This is a genomic window from Acidovorax sp. ST3 (assembly GCF_003231145.1).
In the GTDB taxonomy this organism is placed as follows: Bacteria; Pseudomonadota; Gammaproteobacteria; order Burkholderiales; family Burkholderiaceae_C; genus Acidovorax.
Genome location: NZ_QKVP01000001.1, coordinates 222466 through 244363 on the forward strand (window position 1 = coordinate 222466; position 21898 = coordinate 244363).

20 protein-coding genes are annotated in these 21898 nt (G+C 66.5%); 7 read left to right on the forward strand and 13 right to left on the reverse strand.

Annotated features, from left to right (window positions below; all coding sequences use genetic code 11):
• Positions 1-67 precede the first annotated feature (67 nt).
• The 5 genes from DNK89_RS00995 to DNK89_RS01015 are packed head-to-tail and all read right to left on the reverse strand — an operon-like array spanning position 68 to position 4755.
• Entirely contained in the window at positions 68-1423 is a 1356-nt protein-coding gene (locus tag DNK89_RS00995) for an FAD/NAD(P)-binding oxidoreductase (RefSeq protein ID WP_110958546.1), read from the reverse strand.
• Positions 1414-1710 carry a 2Fe-2S iron-sulfur cluster-binding protein gene (locus tag DNK89_RS01000; RefSeq protein ID WP_110958547.1) on the reverse strand — a complete coding sequence of 99 codons (297 nt, stop codon included), beginning with the start codon at positions 1708-1710 and terminating at the stop codon, positions 1414-1416. The genes DNK89_RS00995 and DNK89_RS01000 overlap by 10 nt, the downstream gene beginning before the upstream one ends.
• A complete protein-coding gene (locus DNK89_RS01005; protein ID WP_110958548.1) occupies positions 1707-2837 on the reverse strand; it encodes an FAD-binding oxidoreductase in 1131 nt (376 codons plus the stop codon). Before DNK89_RS01005 ends, DNK89_RS01000 begins: the two co-directional genes overlap by 4 nt.
• A gap of 27 nt (positions 2838-2864) precedes the next feature.
• Positions 2865-3800, reverse strand: coding sequence for a 4-hydroxyproline epimerase (locus DNK89_RS01010; RefSeq protein ID WP_110958549.1), 936 nt, complete (start codon positions 3798-3800; stop codon positions 2865-2867).
• A 37-nt stretch (positions 3801-3837) separates the two neighbouring features.
• Complete coding sequence (locus tag DNK89_RS01015; RefSeq protein WP_110958550.1) at positions 3838-4755, reverse strand: dihydrodipicolinate synthase family protein; 918 nt, start codon at positions 4753-4755, stop codon at positions 3838-3840.
• 294 nt (positions 4756-5049) lie between these two features.
• Between DNK89_RS01015 and alaS the strand changes: the two genes are divergently transcribed.
• Positions 5050-7677, forward strand: a complete 2628-nt coding sequence (gene alaS / locus DNK89_RS01020; protein WP_110958551.1) for an alanine--tRNA ligase — start codon at positions 5050-5052, stop codon at positions 7675-7677.
• Between the two features lie 101 nt (positions 7678-7778).
• Positions 7779-10760: an HD domain-containing phosphohydrolase gene (locus DNK89_RS01025; RefSeq protein ID WP_110958552.1), complete on the forward strand. Its 2982-nt coding sequence runs from the start codon at positions 7779-7781 to the stop codon at positions 10758-10760.
• 113 nt (positions 10761-10873) lie between these two features.
• On the opposite strand, the gene DNK89_RS01030 is transcribed toward DNK89_RS01025, so the two are convergent.
• The 5 genes from DNK89_RS01030 to DNK89_RS01050 form a co-directional block, all read right to left on the reverse strand.
• Positions 10874-11929: a GGDEF domain-containing protein gene (locus DNK89_RS01030; RefSeq protein ID WP_015013931.1), complete on the reverse strand. Its 1056-nt coding sequence runs from the start codon at positions 11927-11929 to the stop codon at positions 10874-10876.
• 39 nt (positions 11930-11968) lie between these two features.
• On the reverse strand, positions 11969-12733 hold the full coding sequence (gene trmB / locus DNK89_RS01035; protein WP_370220863.1) for a tRNA (guanosine(46)-N7)-methyltransferase TrmB: 765 nt from the start codon (positions 12731-12733) through the stop codon (positions 11969-11971).
• Positions 12734-12738: 5 nt separating this feature from the next.
• The gene (gluQRS, locus tag DNK89_RS01040) at positions 12739-13764 is read right to left on the reverse strand and encodes a tRNA glutamyl-Q(34) synthetase GluQRS (RefSeq protein WP_370220745.1); all 1026 of its coding nucleotides are present in this window, start codon (positions 13762-13764) and stop codon (positions 12739-12741) included.
• The gene (locus DNK89_RS01045) at positions 13761-14903 is read right to left on the reverse strand and encodes an NAD(P)/FAD-dependent oxidoreductase (protein WP_238990650.1); all 1143 of its coding nucleotides are present in this window, start codon (positions 14901-14903) and stop codon (positions 13761-13763) included. The genes gluQRS and DNK89_RS01045 overlap by 4 nt, the downstream gene beginning before the upstream one ends.
• 97 nt (positions 14904-15000) lie before the next feature.
• Positions 15001-15939, reverse strand: a complete 939-nt coding sequence (locus tag DNK89_RS01050) for a LysR family transcriptional regulator (RefSeq protein ID WP_056744595.1) — start codon at positions 15937-15939, stop codon at positions 15001-15003.
• Positions 15940-16043: 104 nt separating this feature from the next.
• On the opposite strand from DNK89_RS01050, the gene DNK89_RS01055 reads away from it, so the two are divergent.
• From DNK89_RS01055 to DNK89_RS01075, 5 genes are all read left to right on the forward strand, one after another.
• On the forward strand, positions 16044-16745 hold the full coding sequence (locus DNK89_RS01055) for a pirin family protein (protein ID WP_110958555.1): 702 nt from the start codon (positions 16044-16046) through the stop codon (positions 16743-16745).
• Between the two features lie 40 nt (positions 16746-16785).
• Positions 16786-17199, forward strand: coding sequence for a DoxX family protein (locus tag DNK89_RS01060; RefSeq protein ID WP_015013937.1), 414 nt, complete (start codon positions 16786-16788; stop codon positions 17197-17199).
• 153 nt (positions 17200-17352) lie between these two features.
• Positions 17353-17907: a flavodoxin family protein gene (locus DNK89_RS01065; protein ID WP_060987534.1), complete on the forward strand. Its 555-nt coding sequence runs from the start codon at positions 17353-17355 to the stop codon at positions 17905-17907.
• 59 nt (positions 17908-17966) lie between these two features.
• Positions 17967-18374: an OsmC family protein gene (locus DNK89_RS01070; protein WP_110958556.1), complete on the forward strand. Its 408-nt coding sequence runs from the start codon at positions 17967-17969 to the stop codon at positions 18372-18374.
• Positions 18371-19270 carry a pirin family protein gene (locus tag DNK89_RS01075; RefSeq protein ID WP_110958557.1) on the forward strand — a complete coding sequence of 300 codons (900 nt, stop codon included), beginning with the start codon at positions 18371-18373 and terminating at the stop codon, positions 19268-19270. The genes DNK89_RS01070 and DNK89_RS01075 overlap by 4 nt, the downstream gene beginning before the upstream one ends.
• Before the next feature lie 60 nt (positions 19271-19330).
• Here the strand turns inward: DNK89_RS01075 and DNK89_RS01080 are convergent, their stop codons facing one another.
• The 3 genes from DNK89_RS01080 to DNK89_RS01090 all read right to left on the reverse strand — a co-directional run bounded on the left by DNK89_RS01080 (position 19331) and on the right by DNK89_RS01090 (position 21840).
• A complete protein-coding gene (locus DNK89_RS01080) occupies positions 19331-20116 on the reverse strand; it encodes a sulfurtransferase (RefSeq protein WP_110959138.1) in 786 nt (261 codons plus the stop codon).
• Positions 20117-20201: 85 nt separating this feature from the next.
• On the reverse strand, positions 20202-21056 hold the full coding sequence (locus tag DNK89_RS01085) for a MinD/ParA family protein (RefSeq protein WP_015013942.1): 855 nt from the start codon (positions 21054-21056) through the stop codon (positions 20202-20204).
• 10 nt (positions 21057-21066) lie between these two features.
• Complete coding sequence (locus tag DNK89_RS01090) at positions 21067-21840, reverse strand: GGDEF domain-containing protein (protein ID WP_043566426.1); 774 nt, start codon at positions 21838-21840, stop codon at positions 21067-21069.
• Positions 21841-21898 lie beyond the last annotated feature (58 nt).

Consider the following 21898-nt stretch of genomic DNA (forward strand, 5'->3'; position numbering starts at 1 on the left):
TGCAAGCAAGATGAATGCCTGTTGCTTGTGGGGGGCGTCGCTGCTGAGCTGGAGAAAAGGCTTCGGGTCAGGCAGGCGGCGCTGCGCTGGGGCCTTCCGGCGCAGGCCCGCCGCAGTCGGCCAGCGTGGCGATGCGTGCAGGTGCCAGCAGGTGCCGGGGCGCGGTCGGTGTCCACCCAAACAGGTGCTGTGTGGCTGCACCGCAAATGCGCCCCTGGCAGGCGCCCATGCCGCAGCGGGTGTGCAGCTTGGCGTCGATCCAGCCCTGGCGGGGGGCCAGGTCGGCATAGGTCACGTCTTCACAGCGGCACACCAGGGTGTCAGGCCGGGGCAGGGCCTTGAGCTGCTCGTTCAGCACAAACGAAGTCTGCAGGGCCTGGGCAAAACCCTCCCAGCGCGCAAGCTGCGGGCGCAGTGCCTGGGCCTGTTGAACGTGGCCTGCGGCTGTGTGGCCTGCGATGGCGCCCTGCACCAGGGCACGCTCGCTGCCGCCAAAGCCCGTGCATTCCCCGGCCGCCAAAACGCCCGGCACCGTGGTGCGCATCTGCGCATCCACTGCCAGACCCAGGCCGCCGCTCAGCGGTCCGCCCAGCGTGCAACCGAGCAGCTGGCCCAGCTGGGTGTTGGGCACGAGGCCAAAGCCGCAGGCCACGCGGTCGCAGGCGATGGTTTCTTCTGCGTGCGCGCCCTTGCGCAGCCGCACAGACTGCACCTGGGTGGTGCCTTGTGCCTCCAGCACATGGGTGTTGGCGCGCAGACCAGTATTCAGCAGCGTGAGGGCCTGCAGTGCCTTGGCCGGCCAGCGTGGCAGTTGCGCCGCAAAGCGCGCGAGTGCTGCCCAGGAGGCCTGCTCGGCAATGCGCACCACCCTGGCACCGGCCTGCGTGGCTGTGGCGGCCGTTGCCAGCAGCAGGGGGCCTGTACCAGCAATCACGATGCGCTGGCCGCGCACGTCCAGCCCCGCCTTGATGAGGGCCTGCAGCGCACCCGCACCCGTCACGCCGGGCAAGGTCCAGCCGGAGAAGGGCAACAGCAGCTCGCGTGCGCCGGTGCACAGGATGATGCGGTGGCTGTGCTGGGTCCAGCCCCGGTCGGCGTCTTCCAGCAGCAGGGCGGGGGCCTTGTCGGTGGGCTGGCTGGCCCCCAGCCCCACCACCCGGGTGCCGATCAGCACGCGGATGTTGGTGTGCCGGGCCAGTGCCGCGCGGTGCTGTTGTGCCAGCGGGGGCCGGGCTACCTGCGGGCCGTCGCGCCAGATCTGGCCGCCGGGCTGGGGGTTGTCGTCCACCACCGTGATGGCCGCACCGCTGGGCGCAGCGGCAAGGGCCGCCGCCATGCCTGCCGGGCCCGCGCCGATGATGAGGATGTCGCAGCGTTCGTGCATGAGGGCGTGTGCGGGCGCGGGCATGGGGGTCAGTGGCATGGTGTGGCGCTCCCGGGAACCGTGCCTGCATCGGTGTCGATGGCCATGCCTTCGGCGCACACCGTCTGGCAGGCCAGGCGGATGCGGCCCTGGATGCGCACGCGGCATTCGTGGCACACGCCCATGCCACACAGCGGCGCGCGCGCCTCGCCAGTGACCGAGCGGCGAGTGGTGCCCGGTGGTTGTTGCGCCAGCGCGGCGGCCACGCTGGTGCCCGCTGGTACTTGCCGGGGAATTCCGTTCACGACGATCTTCACGGTCAGGGTGTGGGGGGCGGAGCGCGTCATGCAGCACCCCGTGAATCAACAAGCTGCGCGGCAAAACGCTGCGCGGCGTAGGGCATGGGGTCGATGGGCGGTGTGCTGCCCGTGATTTGCGCAGCCAGCAGCTGTGCGGTGGCGGGGGCCGTGGTCACGCCCAGCCCTTCGTGGCCCACGGCCAGCCACAGGTGGGGGTGCGCCGGGTGCGGGCCGATGATGGGCAGGCTGTCGGGCGTGGCAGCGCGAAAACCCGTCCAGGTGCGGATCGCGTTCAGGTCCGCCAGACCGGGCAGGTAGCCGAGCGCGCGCTGCAGCATGCGCGCGAGCACGGCGTTGTTGACGGCCGGGTCGGTGGTGTCGAACTCGCGCGACGAGCCAATTAGCAACTGCCCCGTGGGCCGGGGTTGTACGTTGAAGGCCACCGAGGTGCCATCGCTGTGGTGGGCGCTGGTGATGTAGCCCAGTTCCACCAGCTGGTGGTGCACGGTGCCGGGGTAGCGGTCTGTGATGACAAGGTGGCCCTTTTTGGGGCGCAGCGGCAGGCCGGGGCACAGCTGCGGGGCCCGGATGCCGCTGGCCAGCACAATGGCGCCTGCGCTGCGCTGGCTGCCGTCCCGTAAGGTGACGGTGTGGCCGTCGATCTGCGCGGCTTCGGCCTGTTCAAAAACCACGGTTCCATGCGCTGCAGCCTGGGCCACCAGCCACTGGGCGGCACGCGGGGCATAAACCACGCTGTCGCCATTCACCTGGAGCGCGCCCGCCAGGCCGGGGCGCAGCGCAGGTTCTGCGCGAGCGAGGGCTGCGGCATCCAGCATCTTGCAGGCCACGCCTTGTGCTTGCAAGGTGGCGCGCTTGGTGTGTGCGGCCTGCAGTTCTTCTTCATTGGCTGCGATCCACAGCGTGCCGCAGGCGGTGAAGGCGCAACCTGCATCCATCTGCGGTACCCAGGCGTGCCAGAGGTCGAGCGATGATTTGCTCAGCGCCAGCTCAGCCGGGTTGTCATCCATCACCACCAGATGCCCCATGCCCGCCGCCGTGGCACCGCCCAGGTGTGCATCGATGATTCGCACCGACAGCCCCGCTCGCGCCAGCGCATGGGCACAGGCCGCGCCGACGATGCCGGCGCCGATCACAAGGACGTCGGTGGTTTGCATGGGGCCTGTGCTGTGGGAGAAGGCGGTTTACAGCCGGATGCCCCAGCCGAACGGGTCTGCGTCGTCGATCAGCAGGGTCGCTTCGGCACTCATGTAGGCGCGGCCACGCAAGGTGGGGATGAGCTTGCCATCGTCCTGCAGCGTGTAGCTGGCCTCGAACTGGCTGCCGATGATGCTGGCCTGGCGCCACACCTGGCCCGGCTGTAGCTTGCCATCGGCGGCCAGGCAGGCGATCTTCGCGCTGGTGCCGGTGCCGCAGGGCGAGCGGTCGTAGGCCTTGCCAGGGCACAGTACGTAGTTGCGGCTGTCCGCGTCATCGTCGTCAGCGAAGAGCTCTATGTGGTCGATCTCGCCACCGTTGTCGCCGCGAATGCACTGGTCCTTCAGGGCCTGCTGCACGGCGCAGGTGTAGTGCATCAGCGCCTCCAGGTTGTTGCTGGCCACGCGCTGGCCGTGGTCCGAGATCAAAAAGAACCAGTTGCCGCCCCAGGCCACATCACCCACTACGCGGCCATAGCCGGGCACATCCACCGCCAACTGGTGGTGCAGGCGATAGGCGGGCACGTTGCGCACGCTCACCGAACCATCGGCGTGCAAGGTCGTGGTGACCGTGCCCACCGGCGTCTCGATGCGGTGATCGCCGGGCTGGATGCGGCCCATGTGGGCCAGCGATGCGATCAGGCCAATCGTGCCGTGGCCACACATGCCCAGGTAGCCGCTGTTGTTGAAGAAGATCACGCCCGCCGCGTTGGCGGGGTCTTGCGGTGCGCAGAGCAGCGCGCCCACCACCACGTCGCTACCGCGCGGCTCCAGCACGGTGGCGGCGCGCCAGGCATCGTGCTCGCGTGCCAGCCGCTCGCGCCGCTCGGCCATGGTGCCCGTGCCCAGGTCCGGAAATCCGCCAATGACAAGCCGGGTCGGCTCGCCGCCGGTATGGGAGTCGATCACTTGGATTCGTCGCATGGTGCTCTGGTTGTGGTGGGTCAGGGGTCTTAGTGTCTCAGGCCACAGACTGGTACTGGGTCGGGCGGGTTTCGAGCGCTTTGCGCACCACGCGCTCGACAAACGCCCGCTCTTCACCCACCAGCGGCAGGCGGGGGCGGCGCATGTGCTCGGTGCCCACACCCACCAGCACGTCGATGAGCTTGAGGTTCTGCACCAGCTTGTTCGATACATCGAGGTGCAGCATGGGCGTCATCCATTGGTACAGCGGCAGTGCTTCAGCAAATTTGCCCGCCTTCATCAGCTCGTACAGCGCCACCGTTTCGCGCGGGAAGGCGCAGCCCACGCCGGCCAGCAGGCCGTCGCAGCCCAGGGCCAGGCCTTCGTAGGCCAGGTCGTCCACGCCCAGGAAGAGCTGGTAGCGGTTGCCCACGGTGTTGCGCAGGTCGGTGATGCGGCGGATGTCGCCTGTGCTTTCCTTGATGGCGGCAATCCATTCGCAGTCGGCCAGCTCCAGCATGTGCTCGGGCTTCAGGTCCACGCGGTATGCGACGGGGTTGTTGTAGACCATAAGCGGGCGCTGGGCGGCATGGGCCATGGCGCGCACGTTGGCCATGGCCTCGCGGGCGTCGGCCACGTAGATCACCGAGGGCATGACCATGTAGCCCGCCACACCCAGCTGGTTGCCGCCGTCGATGTAGCGCAGCGCCTCGCGGGTGCTCGTCTCGGACACATTGGCCAGCACGGGCACGCGGCCGTCGGCTGCTTCCAGGGCAATTTTGGCGACCTGGAGCTTTTCTTCCAGCGTGAGGGTGCTGGCCTCGCCCAGCGAGCCGCAGGTGACCAGCCCGTGAATGCCGTTACGGATCTGGAAGTCGATGTGCCGTGCCGTGCCTTCGGCGTCGATGGACTCGTCGGCGTGGAACTTGGTGGTCACGGCGGGGAAGATGCCTTGCCAGCGGGGTTGTGGGTTCACAGGGTGCTCCTTGGGTGCGTTGGGCGATGAAGTTATTAATATATTAACAAGATATCAAAAAAAGCGCGCAAGCGAATTTTCGAGCGCCGACCATGGGTCGCTGGGTTATTGAGGGCGAGAGGGCAAGCACGGAACCTGGCAAATCCTGTGCCGCCCCGTGCTGTCGCACCGCTGCTACGTGCGCCAGGGCTGCAAACCTATAATGAAAGGTTGGTCCCCATAGGGGCAGCGACAGGCAGCGCACAGGCGCGGGTCCTGCGGTCTGCCTGCTCCGTGCAACCACTCCACAACACCATGAGCACTCCCACTTTTTCTGTCGCTGACATCCGCAAGTCCTTCCTGGACTTCTTCGTCTCCAAGGGCCACACCGTTGTGGCGTCCAGCCCCCTGGTGCCCGGCAACGACCCCACGCTGATGTTCACTAACTCGGGCATGGTGCAGTTCAAGGACGTGTTCCTGGGCACCGACAAGCGTCCCTACAACCGGGCGGTGTCCGTGCAGGCCTGCCTGCGTGCGGGCGGCAAGCACAACGACCTGGAGAACGTGGGCTACACCGCGCGCCACCACACCTTCTTTGAAATGCTGGGCAACTGGTCGTTTGGCGACTACTTCAAGCGCGAGTCGCTCAAGTGGGCGTGGGAACTGCTCACCACCGTCTACAAGCTGCCGCCCGAGCGCCTGCTGGCCACGGTCTACCAAGAGGACGACGAGGCCTATGACATCTGGACCAAGGAAATCGGCCTGCCGCCCGAGCGTGTGATCCGCATCGGCGACAACAAGGGCGGTCGCTACAAGTCCGACAACTTCTGGATGATGGCCGACACCGGCCCGTGCGGCCCTTGCAGCGAAATCTTCTACGACCACGGCCCTGAGATCCCTGGCGGCCCTCCAGGCAGCCCCGACGAAGACGGCGACCGTTTCATCGAGATCTGGAACAACGTGTTCATGCAGTTCGACATGGACGAAACCGGCGCCGTGACGCCGCTGCCCGCCCCCTGCGTGGACACCGGCATGGGCCTGGAGCGCCTCGCTGCCATCCTGCAGCATGTGCACAGCAACTACGAGATCGACCTGTTCGACCAGCTCATCAAGGCTGCCGGCCGCGAAACTGGCGTGACCGACCTCAACAACAAGAGCCTGCGCGTGATCGCCGACCACATCCGCGCGACCGCTTTCCTGGTGAGTGATGGCGTGATCCCCAGCAACGAAGGCCGTGGCTACGTGCAGCGCCGCATCGTGCGCCGCGCCATCCGCCACGGCTACAAGCTCGGCAAGAAGACGCCGTTCTTCCACAAGCTGGTGGCCGACCTGGCCCGCCTGATGGGCGACGCCTACCCGACCCTGCGCGAGCAAGAGCAGCGCATTACCGACGTGCTCAAGACCGAAGAAGAGCGCTTCTTTGAAACGCTGGCCAACGGCATGGAAATTCTGGACGCCGCGCTGGACGGCGGCGCCAAGGTGCTACCGGGCGACGTGGCCTTCAAGCTGCACGATACCTACGGCTTCCCGCTCGACCTGACCAACGACGTGTGCCGCGAGCGCGACGTGGAAGTGGACGAGGCCGGCTTCAAGACCGCCATGGAAAAGCAGAAGGCCCAGGCCCGTGCTGCTGGCAAGTTCAAGATGGATAAGGCGCTGGAGTACACCGGTGCCGCCAACCAGTTCACTGGTTATGAGCATTTGGCCGAGACTGCAAAAATCGTAGCTATCTACGTAGATGGGACCAGCGCTGCAGCCCTGAAAGCCGGTCAAAACGGCGTGGTGGTGCTGGACACGACCCCGTTCTACGCCGAAAGCGGCGGCCAAGTGGGTGACGAAGGTGTGATCACCAGCGGCTCTGCCCGCTTTGCGGTGGGCGATACGCTCAAGATCAAGGCCGATGTGTACGGCCACCACGGCACCCTGGAAGAGGGCACGCTGAACGTGGGCGACACGGTACAGGCCCAGGTGAACACCGCAGTGCGCGCTGCCACCATGCGCAACCACTCGGTCACGCACATCATGCACAAGGCCCTGCGCGAAGTGCTGGGCAGTCACGTGCAGCAAAAGGGTAGCTTGGTCAATGCCGACCGCACCCGTTTCGACTTTGCCCACAACGCACCCGTGACCGCTGCTGAGATCCGTGAGATCGAGCGCCGCGTGAACGAGGAAATCCTGGCCAACACGGCCACCGACGCGCGCGTGATGGACATCGAATCGGCCCAGAAGACCGGCGCCATGATGCTGTTCGGCGAAAAGTATGGCGAAACCGTGCGCGTGCTCGACATCGGTACCAGCCGCGAACTGTGCGGCGGCACCCATGTACAGCGCACGGGCGACATTGGCCTGTTCAAGGTGGTGGGCGAAGGCGGCGTGGCCGCAGGCGTGCGCCGTATCGAAGCGGTGACGGGCGCCAACGCGCTGGCCTATCTGCAGAACCTGGAAGACACCGTGAACCAGGCCGCCAGCACCCTCAAGGCGCCGGTGGCCGAGCTCAACGGCCGCATCAGCCAGGCGCTGGACAATGCGCGCGCTCTGGAGAAGGAAGTCGCTGCGCTCAAGGGCAAGCTGGCCTCCAGCCAGGGCGACGAGCTGGTGAACCAGGCGGTGGAAGTCAAGGGCCTGAAGGTGTTGGCTGCCGCGCTGCCCGGTGCCGACGCCAAGACCCTGCGCGACACCATGGACAAGCTCAAGGACAAGCTCAAGACTGCCGCCATCGTGCTGGCCGCGGTGGATGGCGACAAGGTGCAGATTGCTGCGGGCGTGACGGCCGACAGCGTGGGCAAGCTCAAGGCCGGCGAACTGGTCAACTTTGTGGCCCAGCAAGTGGGCGGCAAGGGCGGCGGCAAGCCTGACATGGCCATGGCCGGTGGCACCGACGCGGCCAAGCTGCCTGCAGCGCTGGCCTCGGTGACGGGCTGGGTCACGCAGCAACTGGGCTGATGTCCCGGGCCACCACAGCGGCACCGGCCGCTGTGGTGTGGCAGCCATGGCTGCCAAAAAGAGGGTGACGGAACGCGGGCTTTCACCCTAAAGTGCAGCGCATGGACACCCTGCGCGACAGCCCCCAAGACCCGCCGCCGTCCGCTGTGCTGCGCGGCACTGGTGCTGCTTTGGCGGGCCAAGGCGGCCACCTGCCGTGGTGGCGCCGTATCACCATCCCCTTTGAGGTCCTGATCGCCACCGTGGTGGTCACCGCCATGCTGTTGCTGACAGCGTTGTTGGTGTACCAGGTCAGCACCAGCGCGCGCCAGGCCATCATTGCGGCGTCGGACGAGAGCGCGCAGCGCATCAGCCAGTTGATCGCCGAACGGGTACACCGCATCGTGGACCCGGCCGATGCCACCATCCGCCTGCTGGCGTTCGACCCGGTCGCCTCGGCGTCCACCCTGCCAGCACGGCTGCGGCGTCTGCCTGTGCTGGCGCGGCTGCTGGAGCAGAACCAGCTGCTGTCGGCAGTGTTCATCGGTTACCCGGACGGGCAGTTTCTGCTGGTGCGACCGGTGCGCAACGAGGCCTTGCGGGTGCGGCTGGATGCACCGCCCAAAACGGCGTACCTGGTGCAGTCCATGGCGCGGGAGCGCGGCTTGGCGGGCATGGTGGGGCGCTGGAGCTATTACGACGCGGACTTGCGGCTGATCGACTCCGCCGTCCGCCCGGAATACCGCTATGACCCCCGTACCCGTCCCTGGTATGCCGAGGCGCTGGAGCAGAACACCCAGATCCTCACATCGCCCTATGTGTTCTTCACCACGCAGGAAGTCGGCATCACCCTGAGCCAGCCCAGCGAGGACGGGCGTGCGGTGATTGGCCTGGACGTGGCCCTGACCGACCTGGGGCATGAAATCAGTGGCCTGCGCCTGATGCCCCGCACCGAGATTGCGGTGGTGGACAAAGACCGCCGCGTGCTGGCCTACCCCGACATGTCGCGCGTGCTGCTGCGCGATGGCAACACGCCCGGCCTTCGGCTGCGTGCGCTGGACGACCTGGGCGTGCCCAGCCTGCAAGCGCTACAGGCGCTCGGCCTGAAAGATGGCGAGTCGCGCCGTCTGCAGGCCGATGGCGAGGAATGGCTGGGCCGCTCGCTGCCGCTGGCGTCGATGCGCTGGCAGGGGCTGCAGATTCTGATGGTGATTCCCACCAAGGAGCTGCTGGCCGACGTGAACAACAATTTGCGCCAGCAGGTGTGGCTGTCGGTGTCGCTCATCGGTCTGATGCTGCCGTTGGGCTGGCTCGCTGGCCGACGGGTGGGACGCAGCCTGTTCGGGCTCGCGTTGCAGGCCAGGGCGCTGGCGCGGTTTGATTTCCGGCGGCCCGAACGGCGGGTGTCGCCAGTGCGCGAGGTGCGCGACCTGGGGCAGGTGATGGACCGCATGTCCGACACCATCCAGGAGTTCCTGCACATCACCCACCACATCAGCGCCGAATCGCGCACTGACCTGATGCTGTCGAGTGTGCTGTACGAGCTGGTGCGCGCCACCAGTTGCACCGGCGGTGCGGTGTACCTGGTGGACCCGCAACGCACCGGCTTGCTGCGCGCGGCCCGCCATTGCGAGGACCCGGAGCAGCAGTCCCGCTACCCCGAGCACCTGGCCATGGTGCATTTCATCAACCACACCGAGCCCCAGCCCGGCGACCTGCACGAAGACGACGATGACACCGAGCCCGCCCGCGTGCTGCGCGTGCAGCTGCGCACCCGCGACGGACAACCGTTGGGCCTGCTGGTGCTGCGCTACATCGCGGACCAGACGCAGGACGACGCGCATTTCCGGGCCTTTGTCGAAAAGCTGTCGGGCACGCTATCGGTAGCCATTGAGACCCGCAGCCTGATCGAAGGCCAAAAGAAGCTGCTGGACGCCGTCATCCGCCTGCTGGCCGACGCCATCGACGCCAAAAGCCCCTACACCGGCGGCCACTGTGAGCGGGTGCCCGAGCTGGCCGAAGCACTCATGGATCGCATGTGCGCAGCCAAAGACGGCCCGTTTGCCCAGGTCACCATGACCGACGCCGAGCGCTACGAGTTCCGCCTGGGGGCCTGGCTGCACGACTGCGGCAAGGTCACCAGCCCTGAGCACATCATCGACAAGGCCACCAAGCTGGAAACGCTCTACAACCGCATTCATGAGGTGCGCATGCGCTTTGAGGTGTTGTGGCGGGACGCAGAGCTGGACTACTGGAAGCAGCATGTGTCGGGCGTGGACCCGGTGCGCCTGCAGCGCGAGCTGCTGCAGCGGCGCGAACAACTGCAGGACGACTTTGCCTTTGTGGCCCGCTGCAACGTGGGGGGTGAATTCATGGCCGAGGCGGACATCGCCCGCCTCAAGGCCATTGGCCGCCAGATCTGGCAGCGGCATTTTGACGACCGCCTGGGCCTGTCGGCGGCCGAGATGCTGCGGCTTTCGACCGTGCCGGTGCGCCCCTTGCCCGCCAACGAGCCGCTGCTGGCCGACCGGCCGGAGCACATCGTGCCCTGGGGCACCCGCAAGCCGCCGGTGGAGGCGGGCAACCCCGCCAACCGCTGGGGCTTCGACATGGTGTTGCCGCCGTACGAGGCCCACCTGGGTGAGCTGCACAACCTGTCCATACAGCGGGGCACGCTCACCGCCGAAGACCGCTTCAAGATCAACGACCACATCGTGCAGACCATCATCATGCTCAGCGGTCTGCCGTTTCCGCCGCACCTGGCGCGCGTGCCGGCGATTGCCGGGTCACACCATGAAAAGCTGGACGGCACCGGCTACCCTCGGCGGCTGAAGGCGCCAGAGCTGACCTTGGCCGACCGCGTAATGACCCTGGCCGATATCTTTGAGGCGCTGACTGCGGCCGACCGGCCCTACAAGCCACCCAAGACGCTGTCCGAGTCGCTCAAGATCATGACCCACATGGTGCGCGAGCGGCACATCGATGCCGAGGTGTTCCGCTTCTTCCTGACCAGTGGTGTGTGGCGTGACTACGCAGAGCGCTTCCTGACGCCCGCGCAGCGCGATGAGGTGAACGTGGAGGCGATCCTGGCATCGCTGGGCTGACAGGGGGCACGCAGTGCGCACTGCACGGTGGCCGATGGAATCCGGCTTGGTCAGTGCCCGCCTTTGCGTAGCGGATAGTAGAAAGCGGGGGGGCTACGGAGGGCGCAGCCCGCTCAGAACAATTCGACGTCGTCGTTGGCGACCTTGGTCGCCAGGTGCCCGCTGGCCACCAGATCGTCGTAGAAGCAGACCTGGTTGCGGCCATGTTCCTTGGCGTAGTACAGCGCCTGATCGGCCTGGCCCAGGATTTCGACGGGCGAACCGCGCGTGGTACTCACAAAACCCAGGCTCACCGTCACCTGGCCCACCTGCGGGAAGTGGTACTCCTGCACGGCCAGCCGGAAGCGGTTGAACACCTTGTGGGCAGTGCTCAGCGTGGTGGAGCGCAGCAGCACCACAAACTCTTCGCCGCCAAATCGGAAGATGCGGTCGTGGCTGCGGAATGAGCTGCGCAGGATGTTGGCGATCAGGATCAGCACTTCGTCACCATAGAGGTGGCCAAAGCGGTCGTTGACCTGCTTGAAGTGGTCGATATCCACCACCGCCAGCCATTGCTGCACGGGCTCGTTGTCGCTGGCCACGGCGGTTTCTTCGGCCGCAAAGGACTCGGTGACTGCACCAGACCGGCTGGCCAGCCCGCTCATGGTGTAGCGGGAGAATTGCTCGTCAAACGTCTTGCGGTTGAACAGGCCGGTGAGCGCATCGCGCTCGCTGTAGTCGAGCAGGCTCTGGTAGTTCTGGTACACCTGAAACACGCCCATGAGCACGTCGAGCTTGTGGGCCGAGAACGGGCGCGACTGGGTGATCTCCAGGCAGGTACTGACCTTGTCGTGCATCCACACCGGCAGCCAGAGCACATGGCGGCCCCGGCGGGGTGAGGCCAGGGCGCGCTCGCCCCGGTTGTCCACGCAGTCCCGCAGGGCGGGGTACTGGTCCAGCGGCTCCCGGCGAGGGTCGGCTGCGGCTTCGGAGTCGGTGGACACCAGCTGGCCGTTGTCCACCCAAGTGCGGGGGCGCACATGGGGCACGCCGCCCTCCGTGAACAGTTCCAGGGCCCGCACCTCGATGATGCTGCTGAGTTTTTGCAGCGTGGACAGCACCGACACTTCCAGCCGCAGGTGGTCGCGGTGGCCAGTCATCTCCACCAGGTTTTGCAGGATGGGTTTCATAGGCGGTGTGCTGCGGGCCGATCGGGGCATGTCGTTGGGTCAGTTACGGCGCACAAACACCACGTCCCACACCCCATGGCCCAGTCGCAGGCCTCGGTTTTCGAACTTGGTCAGCGGGCGGTAGTCGGGTTGCGGTGCAAAGCCGTCTGCGGTGTTTTGCAGCAGGGGCTCGGCGCTCAGCACCTGCAGCATCTGCTCTGCGTAGGGTTGCCAGTCGGTGGCGCAATGCAGGTAGCCGCCGGGCTTGAGGCGTGCAGCCAGCTTGGCCACCAGCGGGGGCTGGATCAGGCGGCGCTTGTTGTGCTTTTTCTTGTGCCAGGGATCGGGGAAGAAGATGTGCACGCCGTCGAGGACGCCGGGCGGCAGCATGTGGTCGATCACCTCCACGGCGTCGTGCTGCAAGATGCGGATGTTGGTCAGCCCTTGTTCGCCAATGCGCTTGAGCAGGGCGCCCACGCCGGGTTCATGCACCTCGCAGCACAGAAAGTTGTCGTCAGGCCGCACGCGGGCAATATGGGCCGTGGCCTCGCCCATGCCAAAACCGATCTCCAGCACCAGCGGCGCGCTGCGGCCAAAGGCGGCGGTGGCGTCCAGCGGGGCAGCGGTGTAGGGCAGCACAAAACGCGGGCCGAAGTCTTCAAAGGCCTTGGCCTGGCCCGTGGTGGTGCGGCCGGCGCGGCGCACAAAGCTCTTGATAGTTTTGGGGTAGGTCACACCGGCGGGGGCAGATCCCGGTGCGGTGGGCGCTGCGGGGACGGTGGAGGCTGCGGGCGCAGCACTGGCGGGGGCGGAGGCTGTGGTCAATTCGGTCACGGTGGGCCATTGTAGTTTCGTCGCCACGCCGCGACCCACTGTGCCAGTGCGTCGGGTATGCAAATGTTGTGCAGATTTGCCACAGCGGGCAAGCCCAAGGCCAGCGCGGCGTGCGACAAAGCCAGTAACGGGTTGTCCAGGTCCAGCGCGCGCGCGCCGTTTTGTTTGGAGAGCTTTTCACCGTTGTCGCCGCACACCAGCGGGGTGTGCAGATAGCCCGGCGTGGGCAGCCCCAGCGCCTGCTGCAGCAGGATCTGGCGCGGGGTGTTGTCTGCCAGGTCCTCTCCCCGGACCACGTCGGTGATGCCCTGGTCGGCATCGTCCACCACCACGGCCAGCTGGTAAGCCCACAGCCCGTCTGCGCGGCGCAGCACAAAGTCGCCTACGGCGTTAGCCACCTGTTGCTGCTGGCGCCCCAGGCGGCGGTCGCGCCACTGCAGCATGCCATCTGCTACTGAATAGATAGCGATCCAGGCATGATCCACGAGCGCAATAGGCTGTTTTGGCTTGAAGTCTGTGACATTGAATCGCCAGGAGCGTCCCGTGCGGCCGTGCAGCCCCTGCCGGCAGGTGCCGGGGTAGGGCAGCGCGGCATGTCGCTCGCGGGCATGGCCCTGGGCGGCATGGGCGTCTTCGATGTCCTTGCGTGAGCACGCGCAGGGGTAGGCATCGCCCTGCGCCACCAGCTGGTCCAGGGCGCGCTGGTAAAGACTGCTGCGCGCAGACTGCCACTGGGGCGGGGCATCGGGGTGCAGGCCACAGGTGGCCAGTTGCTGCAGGATGAAGGTGTCCGCCCCCGGCACGCAGCGGGGCTGGTCCACATCCTCGATGCGCACCAGCCACCGGCCGTTGTGTGCGCGTGCATCCAGCCAGCTGGCCAGCGCGGCCACCAGAGAACCCGCGTGCAGCGGGCCCGTGGGGGAGGGGGCAAACCGCCCCACATAGCGCCCCACATTGCGCTCCTCTGGGCGTGCTGCGGGGCTGCCCCCGTTGTGCGGCGTTGCTCCTACGCCCCCCGTCATGCCACGGCAAGTGCCAGTTCCAGGCCCGACACAAAGGCATCTTCCAGCCGGTGCCCCAGGCACCAGTCTCCGCAGGCGCCCAGGCCGGCCTTGGCGTCCCACAGGTGGCTCTTGCCCAGCGGGTGGGTGGTCTGCGCATAGCGCCAGCGGCGGGTGTCGGCATGCGCAGGCTCGGCCCGGATACCAGTGACCTCGGCAAATGCCTTGAGCAGCTTGGCCTGCACGCGGGCTTCGTCGTCTTCGAGGTGTTCTGCCGACCAGGCGGGGCTGGCCTGCACCGTCCAGCGCTCCACCACGTTGCGGCCCGGCTTGGACGACTCGCGCGCCAGCCAGGCAATGCGGTGGTGGGTGCTGCGCGCGGCGTTCCATTGCGGGCCGAGCGTGGTCAGGCCGGGGCGCACGGCCTGGGGGTAGGCAAGCATCAGGGTCCAGCAGGGCGCGATGGCGACCTTGCACATGGCGTCGGCCAGCGGGGAGTCGAGCCCGGAGCCGGAAATCAAGGCCTGTGCGGGCACCGAGGGCTGGGCCAGCAGTACCGCGTCAAAGCCCGCATACACATGCTGCTCGCCGCCCGCGCCTTCGGTGCGCAGTTGCCACCCGGGTGCGTTCACGGCGTCGGGTTCGATGCGGGTGACGCGGGTGTGGGTGACCAGCTGGCCTGCCTGGGCCAAGGGTTCCGCCCAGGTGGTCACCAGCGACTGCATGCCCGGGGTGGCGACCCAGTGGGCTTCGCGGTGGGGCAGGCCCACGGCGGCCACCCGGCCTGCGGCGTCCAGCACCTGGACCGAATTGGCGCTCCAGCGCTTGCAGATGCCGGGCACGGTGTCGATGGCTCGGGCAAAGCGGGGGTCGCGCACGGTGAAATACTGGGCACCGGCATCAAAGTTGCCAAAGGGGCTGTCGATGGTGGCGGTGCGGCCGCCAGCCTGGTGGGACTTTTCGAACACTGTCACCCGGTGGCCGGCCTGGACCAGGGTTCGGGCACAGACAATGCCCGCCATGCCCGCGCCAATGATGGCGAAGTGGCGCTGCGGTTTGCCGGAGGGGGTGATAGGGGTGGCGGGCGCTGCGGAAGCTGCAGGGGCCGGGGCGCTGGTGCGTCGGAGCCGTTTGGCGGGGAGAGGATCAGGTTTGCTCATGGGAGGCCTTTCGGTGACGGTCGGCAAAAGAAATGCGATGCAAAACCAACAGCAACCACTCTACACGCGGTGCCGGCCTGTGCGCACTTGATCAGGGTCACAAATGATGGTGGTTTTCCAGCAGAGCGCGGCGTGTGGCGGGGCTTTGCAGCTGGTTCAGCCACCACTGCAGCGCGCGGCCGGGGGCGGTGAAGCCAGGGCCGCCCCAGGCGTAGTGCACGCGCACGTTGCGCTCCGGCCGGGCCACGCGGCGCGCCACCAGGCGGCCGGCCTCCAGGTAGGGGCGCACCATGGGTTCGGGCAGAAAGCCGCCGCCCAGGCCGCGCAACTGCACGCGCACCTTGGCCTGCATGGTGTCCACCGTCAACACGTCCTGTCCGCCCAGCAGGCCCATGGTGGCGCCGCCACGGGTGGCCGAGTCGGCCACGGCCACGGCGCGGTGCTCCAGCAGCGTGGCGTCGGAGATCGGCTCGGGCGCGGTGGCCAGCGGGTGGTGGGGCGCCACCACGTAGATGAAGAGCACATCGCCCAGCAGCCCTTGCTGCAGGCCGGCCACGTTGTTGCTGGCGACCGATACGCCAATGGCCAGGTCGGCGCGGCCGGAGGTCAGCGCCTCCAGCGTGCCAGTCATGATGCCGTCGCGCAGCTTGAGGCGCGTGGGGGGCTTCATGGCGTAGAACGCGTCCACCAGCTCCAGCAGGGTGTGGGGCGAGATGATGCCGTCCACCGACAGCGTGAGCTGCGGCTCCCAGCCCGTGGCCACGCGGCGCACGCGGTGGGCCACGGCGTCGATGTCCTGCAGCAGGCGCGCGCCTTCGCGCAGCAGCTCTACCCCGGCCTCGGTGGGGCGGGCCTGGCGCGCGCTGCGGTCGAACAGCAGCACGTCCAGTGCGTCTTCGATCTGGCGCACGCGATAGGTGAGGGCGCTGGGCACCAGGCCCAGTTGCCGTGCGGCGGCGGCAAAGCTGCCGGCCTCGGCAATCACCTGCAGCATGGTCAGCGCATCGGGGGTGAGGACATCGCGGGCGTTTTGCATGGTGGCGTCATGTTAATTCAGATTATTTGAACATTGCCATCAATCCGTCTGTGCCCGCAGCGGGTGTGGCAGTCCTACAGTCGAGTCTTGAAAGGAGCACTCACATGCTGACTGTTCGTAAATCGCAAGACCGGGGCCACGCCGACCATGGCTGGCTCAATTCCTTCCACAGCTTCTCGTTCGCCGGGTACTACGACCCCGCCCACATGGGCTTTGGCAACCTGCGCGTCATCAACGAAGACCGCATTGCGCCGGGCACCGGGTTTGGAACCCATGGCCACCGCGACATGGAAATCATCAGCTACGTGCTGTCGGGCGAACTGGCCCACAAGGACAGCATGGGCAACGTCAAGGGCATCCCGCCCGGTGACGTGCAGCGCATGAGCGCAGGCACTGGCGTGCAGCACAGCGAGTTCAACCACGCTGCGGGCCAGACCACGCACTTCCTGCAGATCTGGATTGAGCCCAACGTACGCGGCATTCCGCCCAGCTACGAGCAAAAGACCTTTGCCGAGGCGGAAAAGCGCGGCGCCCTGCGCCTGGTGGCGTCGCCCGATGGCGCGCAGGGCTCGGTCAAGATCCATGCCGATGCGGCCTTGTATGCGGGTTTGCTGGATGGGGACGAGTCCGTCACTCTGGCGCTGAACCCCGCCCGCAAGACCTATGTGCACCTGGTGCGCGGCGCGCTGACCGCCAACGGCCAGACCCTATCGGGCGGCGATGCGCTGCTGATGGAAAAGGAAACCACCTTGTCTTTGACCCATGGACACGACGCCGAGGTGCTGGTGTTTGACCTGGCCGCCTGATTTTTACTTCGTAACCACTTTCACTCAGGAGTTCTTCACCATGTTCACATCACTGCAAAACCCCTTGGCCCTGGCATCGCGCCTGCTGCTGGCCGCCCTGTTCCTGCCTGCGGGCATTGGCAAGCTGACCGGCTTTGCCGGTACCGTGGGCTATATCACGTCGGTGGGCCTGCCCATGCCCACGGTGGCCGCAGCCATTGCGGCGGCGGTTGAAGTGCTGGGCAGCCTGGCGCTGATCTTTGGCGTGGGCACCCGGTTCGCCGCGCTGGCGCTGGCCTTCTTCACGCTGGTGGCCAGCTTCTTCTTCCATGCCTACTGGAACCTGCCCGCTGACAAGCAAATGATGCAGCAGCTCATGTTCTTCAAGAACGTGGGCGTGACCGGCGGCCTGCTGGCCCTGGCAGCATTTGGCGCCGGTGCGTGGAGCCTGGACGCACGCCGCTCGGACCGCTGATCCGGTCTGTCGATAAAGGGCCTGCAGCCCGCAGGGGTGCAGGTTCTGGCATTCAATCGCGTGGTTGTTTGTTGTTCTGTAGGCAGTTCGTCGGTCGTTTTTTTGGTTTTTCCCCTGGTCTCGTTCCCTCATCGTTTCAACAGGAGTTATCTCATGGCACACATCGCAGTTGTTTACCACTCGGGTTATGGTCACACGCAGCGTCTGGCACAGGCGGTGGCGGAGGGCGCAGGCGCCCAGCTGGTCGCCATTGACGCAGAAGGCAATCTGCCCGAAGGTGGCTGGGAAACGCTGGCCGCAGCCAGTGCCATCATTTTTGGCTCGCCCACGTACATGGCTGGCCCGAGCTGGCAGTTCAAGAAGTTTGCCGACGCCTCGTCCAAGCCCTGGTTCAGCCAGGCCTGGAAGGACAAGCTGTTCGCTGGCTTTACCAACAGCGCTAGCACCAACGGCGACAAGCAGATCACGCTGGACTACATGTTCCACCTGGCCATGCAGCACGGTGGCATCTGGGTGGGCAACGGCATGATGCCCGCCAACTCCAAGGCGGCCACGCGCAACGATGTGAACTGGATCGGCTCGTTCAGCGGCGCCATGTCCCAGTCGCCGTCCGACGCCTCGGCTGCCGAGATGTTCCCTGGCGACCTGGAGACGGGCAAGCAGTTTGGCCAGCGTGTGGCCGACGTGGCCCGCCGCCTCTCTCGTTAAGGCGCAGCCGCCTTTTGGCGCTACAGTGGCGCGCCCCAATACAACCAGGAGAACACCCCATGGCAGTTGAATTGCGGCGCGTCCCCGGCGCGCCCATGGCCCAGACCGTGCACATCCGTGCGCACGATCTCGTGGCCGATGGCAGTGTGGAAGAGGGCGGCACCGACAGCGGCCCGAGCCCGCACGATCTGTATGACGCTGCCCTGGGGGCCTGCAAGGCGCTCACGGTGTTGTGGTACGCGCGCCGCAAGGGCCTTCCGGTGGACGATGTGCAGACCGTGGTCGAGCGCGACGCCTCGGCCGAGCGTGCGGGCGTCTACCGCCTCGCGACCCGGCTGCAGGTCAGCGGCGACCTCACCGATGCCCAGATCGCCGAGCTGGAAAACGTGGCGCAGAAATGCCCGGTGCACAAGTTGATGACCACGGTGACGACCGAGATCAGCACCGTGGTGGAGCGTGCGGCATGAGCGATACCCCCAGCACTTCTTTTCTGCCCCTCACGGGCCATGCCAAGGACCTGGGCGGCGGTTTCACCGTGCGCCGCCTGCTGCCCGCTGTGCAGCGCAAGGCCGTGGGGCCCTTCCTGTTTTTCGACCACTTCGGTCCGGTGACCGTCGCTCCGGGCGATAGCCACGACGTGCGGCCCCATCCGCACATTGGCCTGGCGACGGTGACCTACCTGTTCTCGGGCGCCATCATGCACCGCGACAGTCTGGGCTATGTGCAGCAGATCGAACCCGGCGCCATCAACTGGATGACGGCGGGGCGGGGCATCGTGCACTCCGAGCGCCGCCCGGAGAGCCTGGCAAACCAGCCGTATGTGAACCACGGCATCCAGCTGTGGGCTGCGCTGCCACTGGCCCACGAAGAAGCCGACCCCTCGTTTGTGCACACGCCTGCTCCGGCCATCCCGCAGGTGCAGGTGGATGGGGCCAGCGTGCGGGTGCTAGTCGGCGAGGCATTTGGTCAGACCTCGCCGGTGGCCACCTACTCGCGCACCTTGTACCTGGACGTGCAGCTGCCCGCTGGCGCCACCCTGGAGATCCCGGCACTGGCGCCCGAGCTGGCGGTGTACACCGTGGATGCTCCGGTGTCATTGAACGGCGGTGAGGTACCTGCGCACATTCTGGCCGTGGCGGAGCCCGGCCAGTCCCTGCGTTTGACGGCAGGTGAGAGCGCCGTGCGCCTGATGGTGATCGGCGGCGAGCCGCTGGATGCGCCACGCCACATGTGGTGGAACTTTGTCTCCAGCCGCAAGGAGCGCATCGTGCAGGCCGCCAGCGACTGGGAGGCACAGGCGATGGGCCAGGTGCCGGGCGAGGTGGAATGGATTCCCCTGCCGGAACACCGCTTCAAGGCGTGATCAAAGCGTGATGTTTAGATAAAAATGGGCTGTAGCGCTAGTGCGTCAAGCGCTGGCAGCTCATGATTTGATAGCGTTTTCTGCGGTCGCTACGACCGCAGAGGGAGCGTCGATGGCAAGCCCCGTGTCCAGCACGCGGCGCTCGTCAAACACAAAGCACCCGCCGTGGTAGTGCGCGCCATCCGTCAGTTCAAAGTACTTCAGGATGCCGCCCTCCAGCTGGTAGACATGGGGCAGGCCTTCCTCGCGCATGAGGATGGCGGCTTTTTCGCAGCGGATGCCGCCGGTGCAGAAGCTCACCACGGTCTTGTCCTGCAGCTCGGCCTTGTGGGCGCGCAGCGCGGGCGGAAACTCGGTGAACTTGTCGATGCGCCAGTCGATGGCGTTGTCGAACGTGCCTGCGTCCACCTCGAAGGCGTTGCGGGTGTCTAGCGTGACCACTTCACGGCCTTCGTCGTCGTGCCCCTGGTCCAGCCAGCGGCGCAGCGTGGCCGGGTCTACCGAGGGCGCGCGGCCTGCGGCAGGGCGGATAGTGGGGTGGTCCATGCGGATGATCTCGCGCTTGACCTTGACCAGCATCTTGCGAAACGGCACCGTGGCCGACCAGCTCTCCTTGGGCTCCAGGTCGGCAAAGCGGGCATCGGTGCGCAGCTGAGCGACAAACCCCCGCACGGCATCGGCCGGGCCCGCCAGAAAGAAGTTGATGCCTTCCTCCGCCAGCAGGATGGTGCCCTTGAGCTGGGCGGCCACCGCACGCTCATGCAGCACATCGCGCAGTGTGGCGGCATCGGGCAGCGGCACAAACTTGTAGCAGGAGATGTTGAGGACGGTGTCGGTAGGGTTCACGGCAGTAAAAAAGCACAAAGGCCCGCTGGCGGGCCTGTGGGTCACAGTGGCCGGGCTGCGCATTGCGCTGCCGGGCGTTTTCGGGTCATGCCGCCGGTGACAGCAGCGTGGACTCGATCTTGTTGGCCAGCTGCGCAATGGCCAGCGCCGCTGGGCAGCCGGGGGTTTGCAGCAGCAACAACTGGCGGCGCATCACGGCATCGCGCACCGAGGGGTCGGCCGGGATGTCGCCCATGTGGATCAGGCGCATGGGTCGGCCGGACTCGGTGCTCACAAAGCGGTCGAGCACCTGCTGCAGCTGGCTGGTGATGGCGCGGCCATCGCCAGGACGCGCGGCCTGGTTGATGACCATGCGCACATGCTGGCGCTTTTGCTGCATGGCCAGTACCTTGATGGCGGCGTAGGCATCGGTGAGTGAGGTGGGTTCGGGCGTGGCCACAATCAGCACCTCGGACGCCAACGACACCGAGAACAGCACCACGTCGGAGATGCCGGCACCGGTATCGAGCAGCACCACGTCGTAGCGCGGCGTGAGCGCCTGGATCACGTTCAGGAACTGGTTGCGCACCTCGGGCGTGAGGCGCGAATACTCCACCATGCCCGAGCCGGCCAGCAGCACGTCAAAGCCTCCAGGCGCGGCGATCACGGCGTCGTCCAGCGCGGCTTTGCCGGTGAACACGTCGTGCAGGGTGATCTTGGGGTGCAGGTTCAGCACCACGTCCAGGTTGGCCAGGCCCAGGTCGGCGTCGAGCACCAGCACGCGCTGGCCTCGGCGGGTGAGGGCTGCGGCCAGGTTGGCCGATACGAAAGTCTTGCCCACACCACCTTTGCCGCTGGTCACCGCAATGATGCGGGCACCAGAAGCGGCCGAGGCCAGGGGGGCGGCAGGGCCTGCAGGGGCTGCAGGCGTGGTGGGTTGGGGGGACAGCGCGTCGCTCATCATCTAACTTTCAGTAGGCGCTGCCTGTTGGGTTGGGGTCCAGTGGAGGCAGATCGCCCCAACCCGAAGGGGTGTAGAGCGGGCCAAACAACAGGCTTTTCTCTTCGGCACTGACGGTGCTGTCGGGTTGTTCCTCGATGCTGACACGGTTGCGGCCCGACGCCTTGGCCTGGTAGAGCTGGTGGTCGGCACGGTCGGTCCACAGCAGGGTGGTGGAGCGGATCCACTGCATGGCGAACGCGCCACCAATGCTCACCGTCACGTTCAGTTCGACTGTCGGGGAGATGCGGATCGGCGTGTTGGCCACTGCGCGCCGAATGCGTTCTGCCACCACCCGGCCAAAGGCGGCCTGGCAGGCGGGCAGCACCACCGCAAATTCTTCGCCGCCATAGCGGGCCAGGGTGTCCATGGGGCGCACACAGGCGCTGAGCGTGCGAGCTACCGACTGGAGCACCACATCGCCAGCCAGATGGCCGTGGGTGTCATTCACCCTTTTGAAGTGGTCGATGTCCAGCATCAGCAGCAGGGCTGCCTCGCCGGAGCGGGTGACGCGATCGATTTCACGTTCCAGCACGGCACGGAAATGTCTGCGGTTCGCCAGTCCCGTGAGCGGGTCTTTGAGCGACAGCTCGCACAGGCCGTCGATCAGGCCCTGCAAATAAAGGGAAGGCACCTCGCGGTGCAGTGCTGCCTCGCTGCCGCCGGCCTGAGCCACCAGTGCGTGGGCAGTATCCAGGCGAAGGTCGCGCAGATCTACCAGATGAGAGGCCGCTGAGTCAGACACAAATTGGAACAAAGAGAGTTGGGCAAGTGTACCAGCGCGTCAGTAAGAACAAGGCCGT

Coding starts and splice junctions, on each gene's coding strand:
- DNK89_RS01005 (WP_110958548.1), bottom strand. CDS start 2,837: ATGCAAACCACCGACGTCCTTGTGATCGGCGCCGGCATCGTCGGCGCG.
- alaS (WP_110958551.1), top strand. CDS start 5,050: ATGAGCACTCCCACTTTTTCTGTCGCTGACATCCGCAAGTCCTTCCTG.
- DNK89_RS01045 (WP_238990650.1), bottom strand. CDS start 14,903: ATGAGCAAACCTGATCCTCTCCCCGCCAAACGGCTCCGACGCACCAGC.
- DNK89_RS01050 (WP_056744595.1), bottom strand. CDS start 15,939: ATGCAAAACGCCCGCGATGTCCTCACCCCCGATGCGCTGACCATGCTG.
- DNK89_RS01000 (WP_110958547.1), bottom strand. CDS start 1,710: ATGACGCGCTCCGCCCCCCACACCCTGACCGTGAAGATCGTCGTGAAC.
- DNK89_RS01010 (WP_110958549.1), bottom strand. CDS start 3,800: ATGCGACGAATCCAAGTGATCGACTCCCATACCGGCGGCGAGCCGACC.
- DNK89_RS01055 (WP_110958555.1), top strand. CDS start 16,044: ATGCTGACTGTTCGTAAATCGCAAGACCGGGGCCACGCCGACCATGGC.
- DNK89_RS01065 (WP_060987534.1), top strand. CDS start 17,353: ATGGCACACATCGCAGTTGTTTACCACTCGGGTTATGGTCACACGCAG.
- gluQRS (WP_370220745.1), bottom strand. CDS start 13,764: ATGACGGGGGGCGTAGGAGCAACGCCGCACAACGGGGGCAGCCCCGCA.
- DNK89_RS00995 (WP_110958546.1), bottom strand. CDS start 1,423: ATGCCACTGACCCCCATGCCCGCGCCCGCACACGCCCTCATGCACGAA.
- DNK89_RS01085 (WP_015013942.1), bottom strand. CDS start 21,056: ATGAGCGACGCGCTGTCCCCCCAACCCACCACGCCTGCAGCCCCTGCA.
- DNK89_RS01025 (WP_110958552.1), top strand. CDS start 7,779: ATGGACACCCTGCGCGACAGCCCCCAAGACCCGCCGCCGTCCGCTGTG.
- DNK89_RS01075 (WP_110958557.1), top strand. CDS start 18,371: ATGAGCGATACCCCCAGCACTTCTTTTCTGCCCCTCACGGGCCATGCC.
- DNK89_RS01030 (WP_015013931.1), bottom strand. CDS start 11,929: ATGAAACCCATCCTGCAAAACCTGGTGGAGATGACTGGCCACCGCGAC.
- DNK89_RS01060 (WP_015013937.1), top strand. CDS start 16,786: ATGTTCACATCACTGCAAAACCCCTTGGCCCTGGCATCGCGCCTGCTG.
- DNK89_RS01070 (WP_110958556.1), top strand. CDS start 17,967: ATGGCAGTTGAATTGCGGCGCGTCCCCGGCGCGCCCATGGCCCAGACC.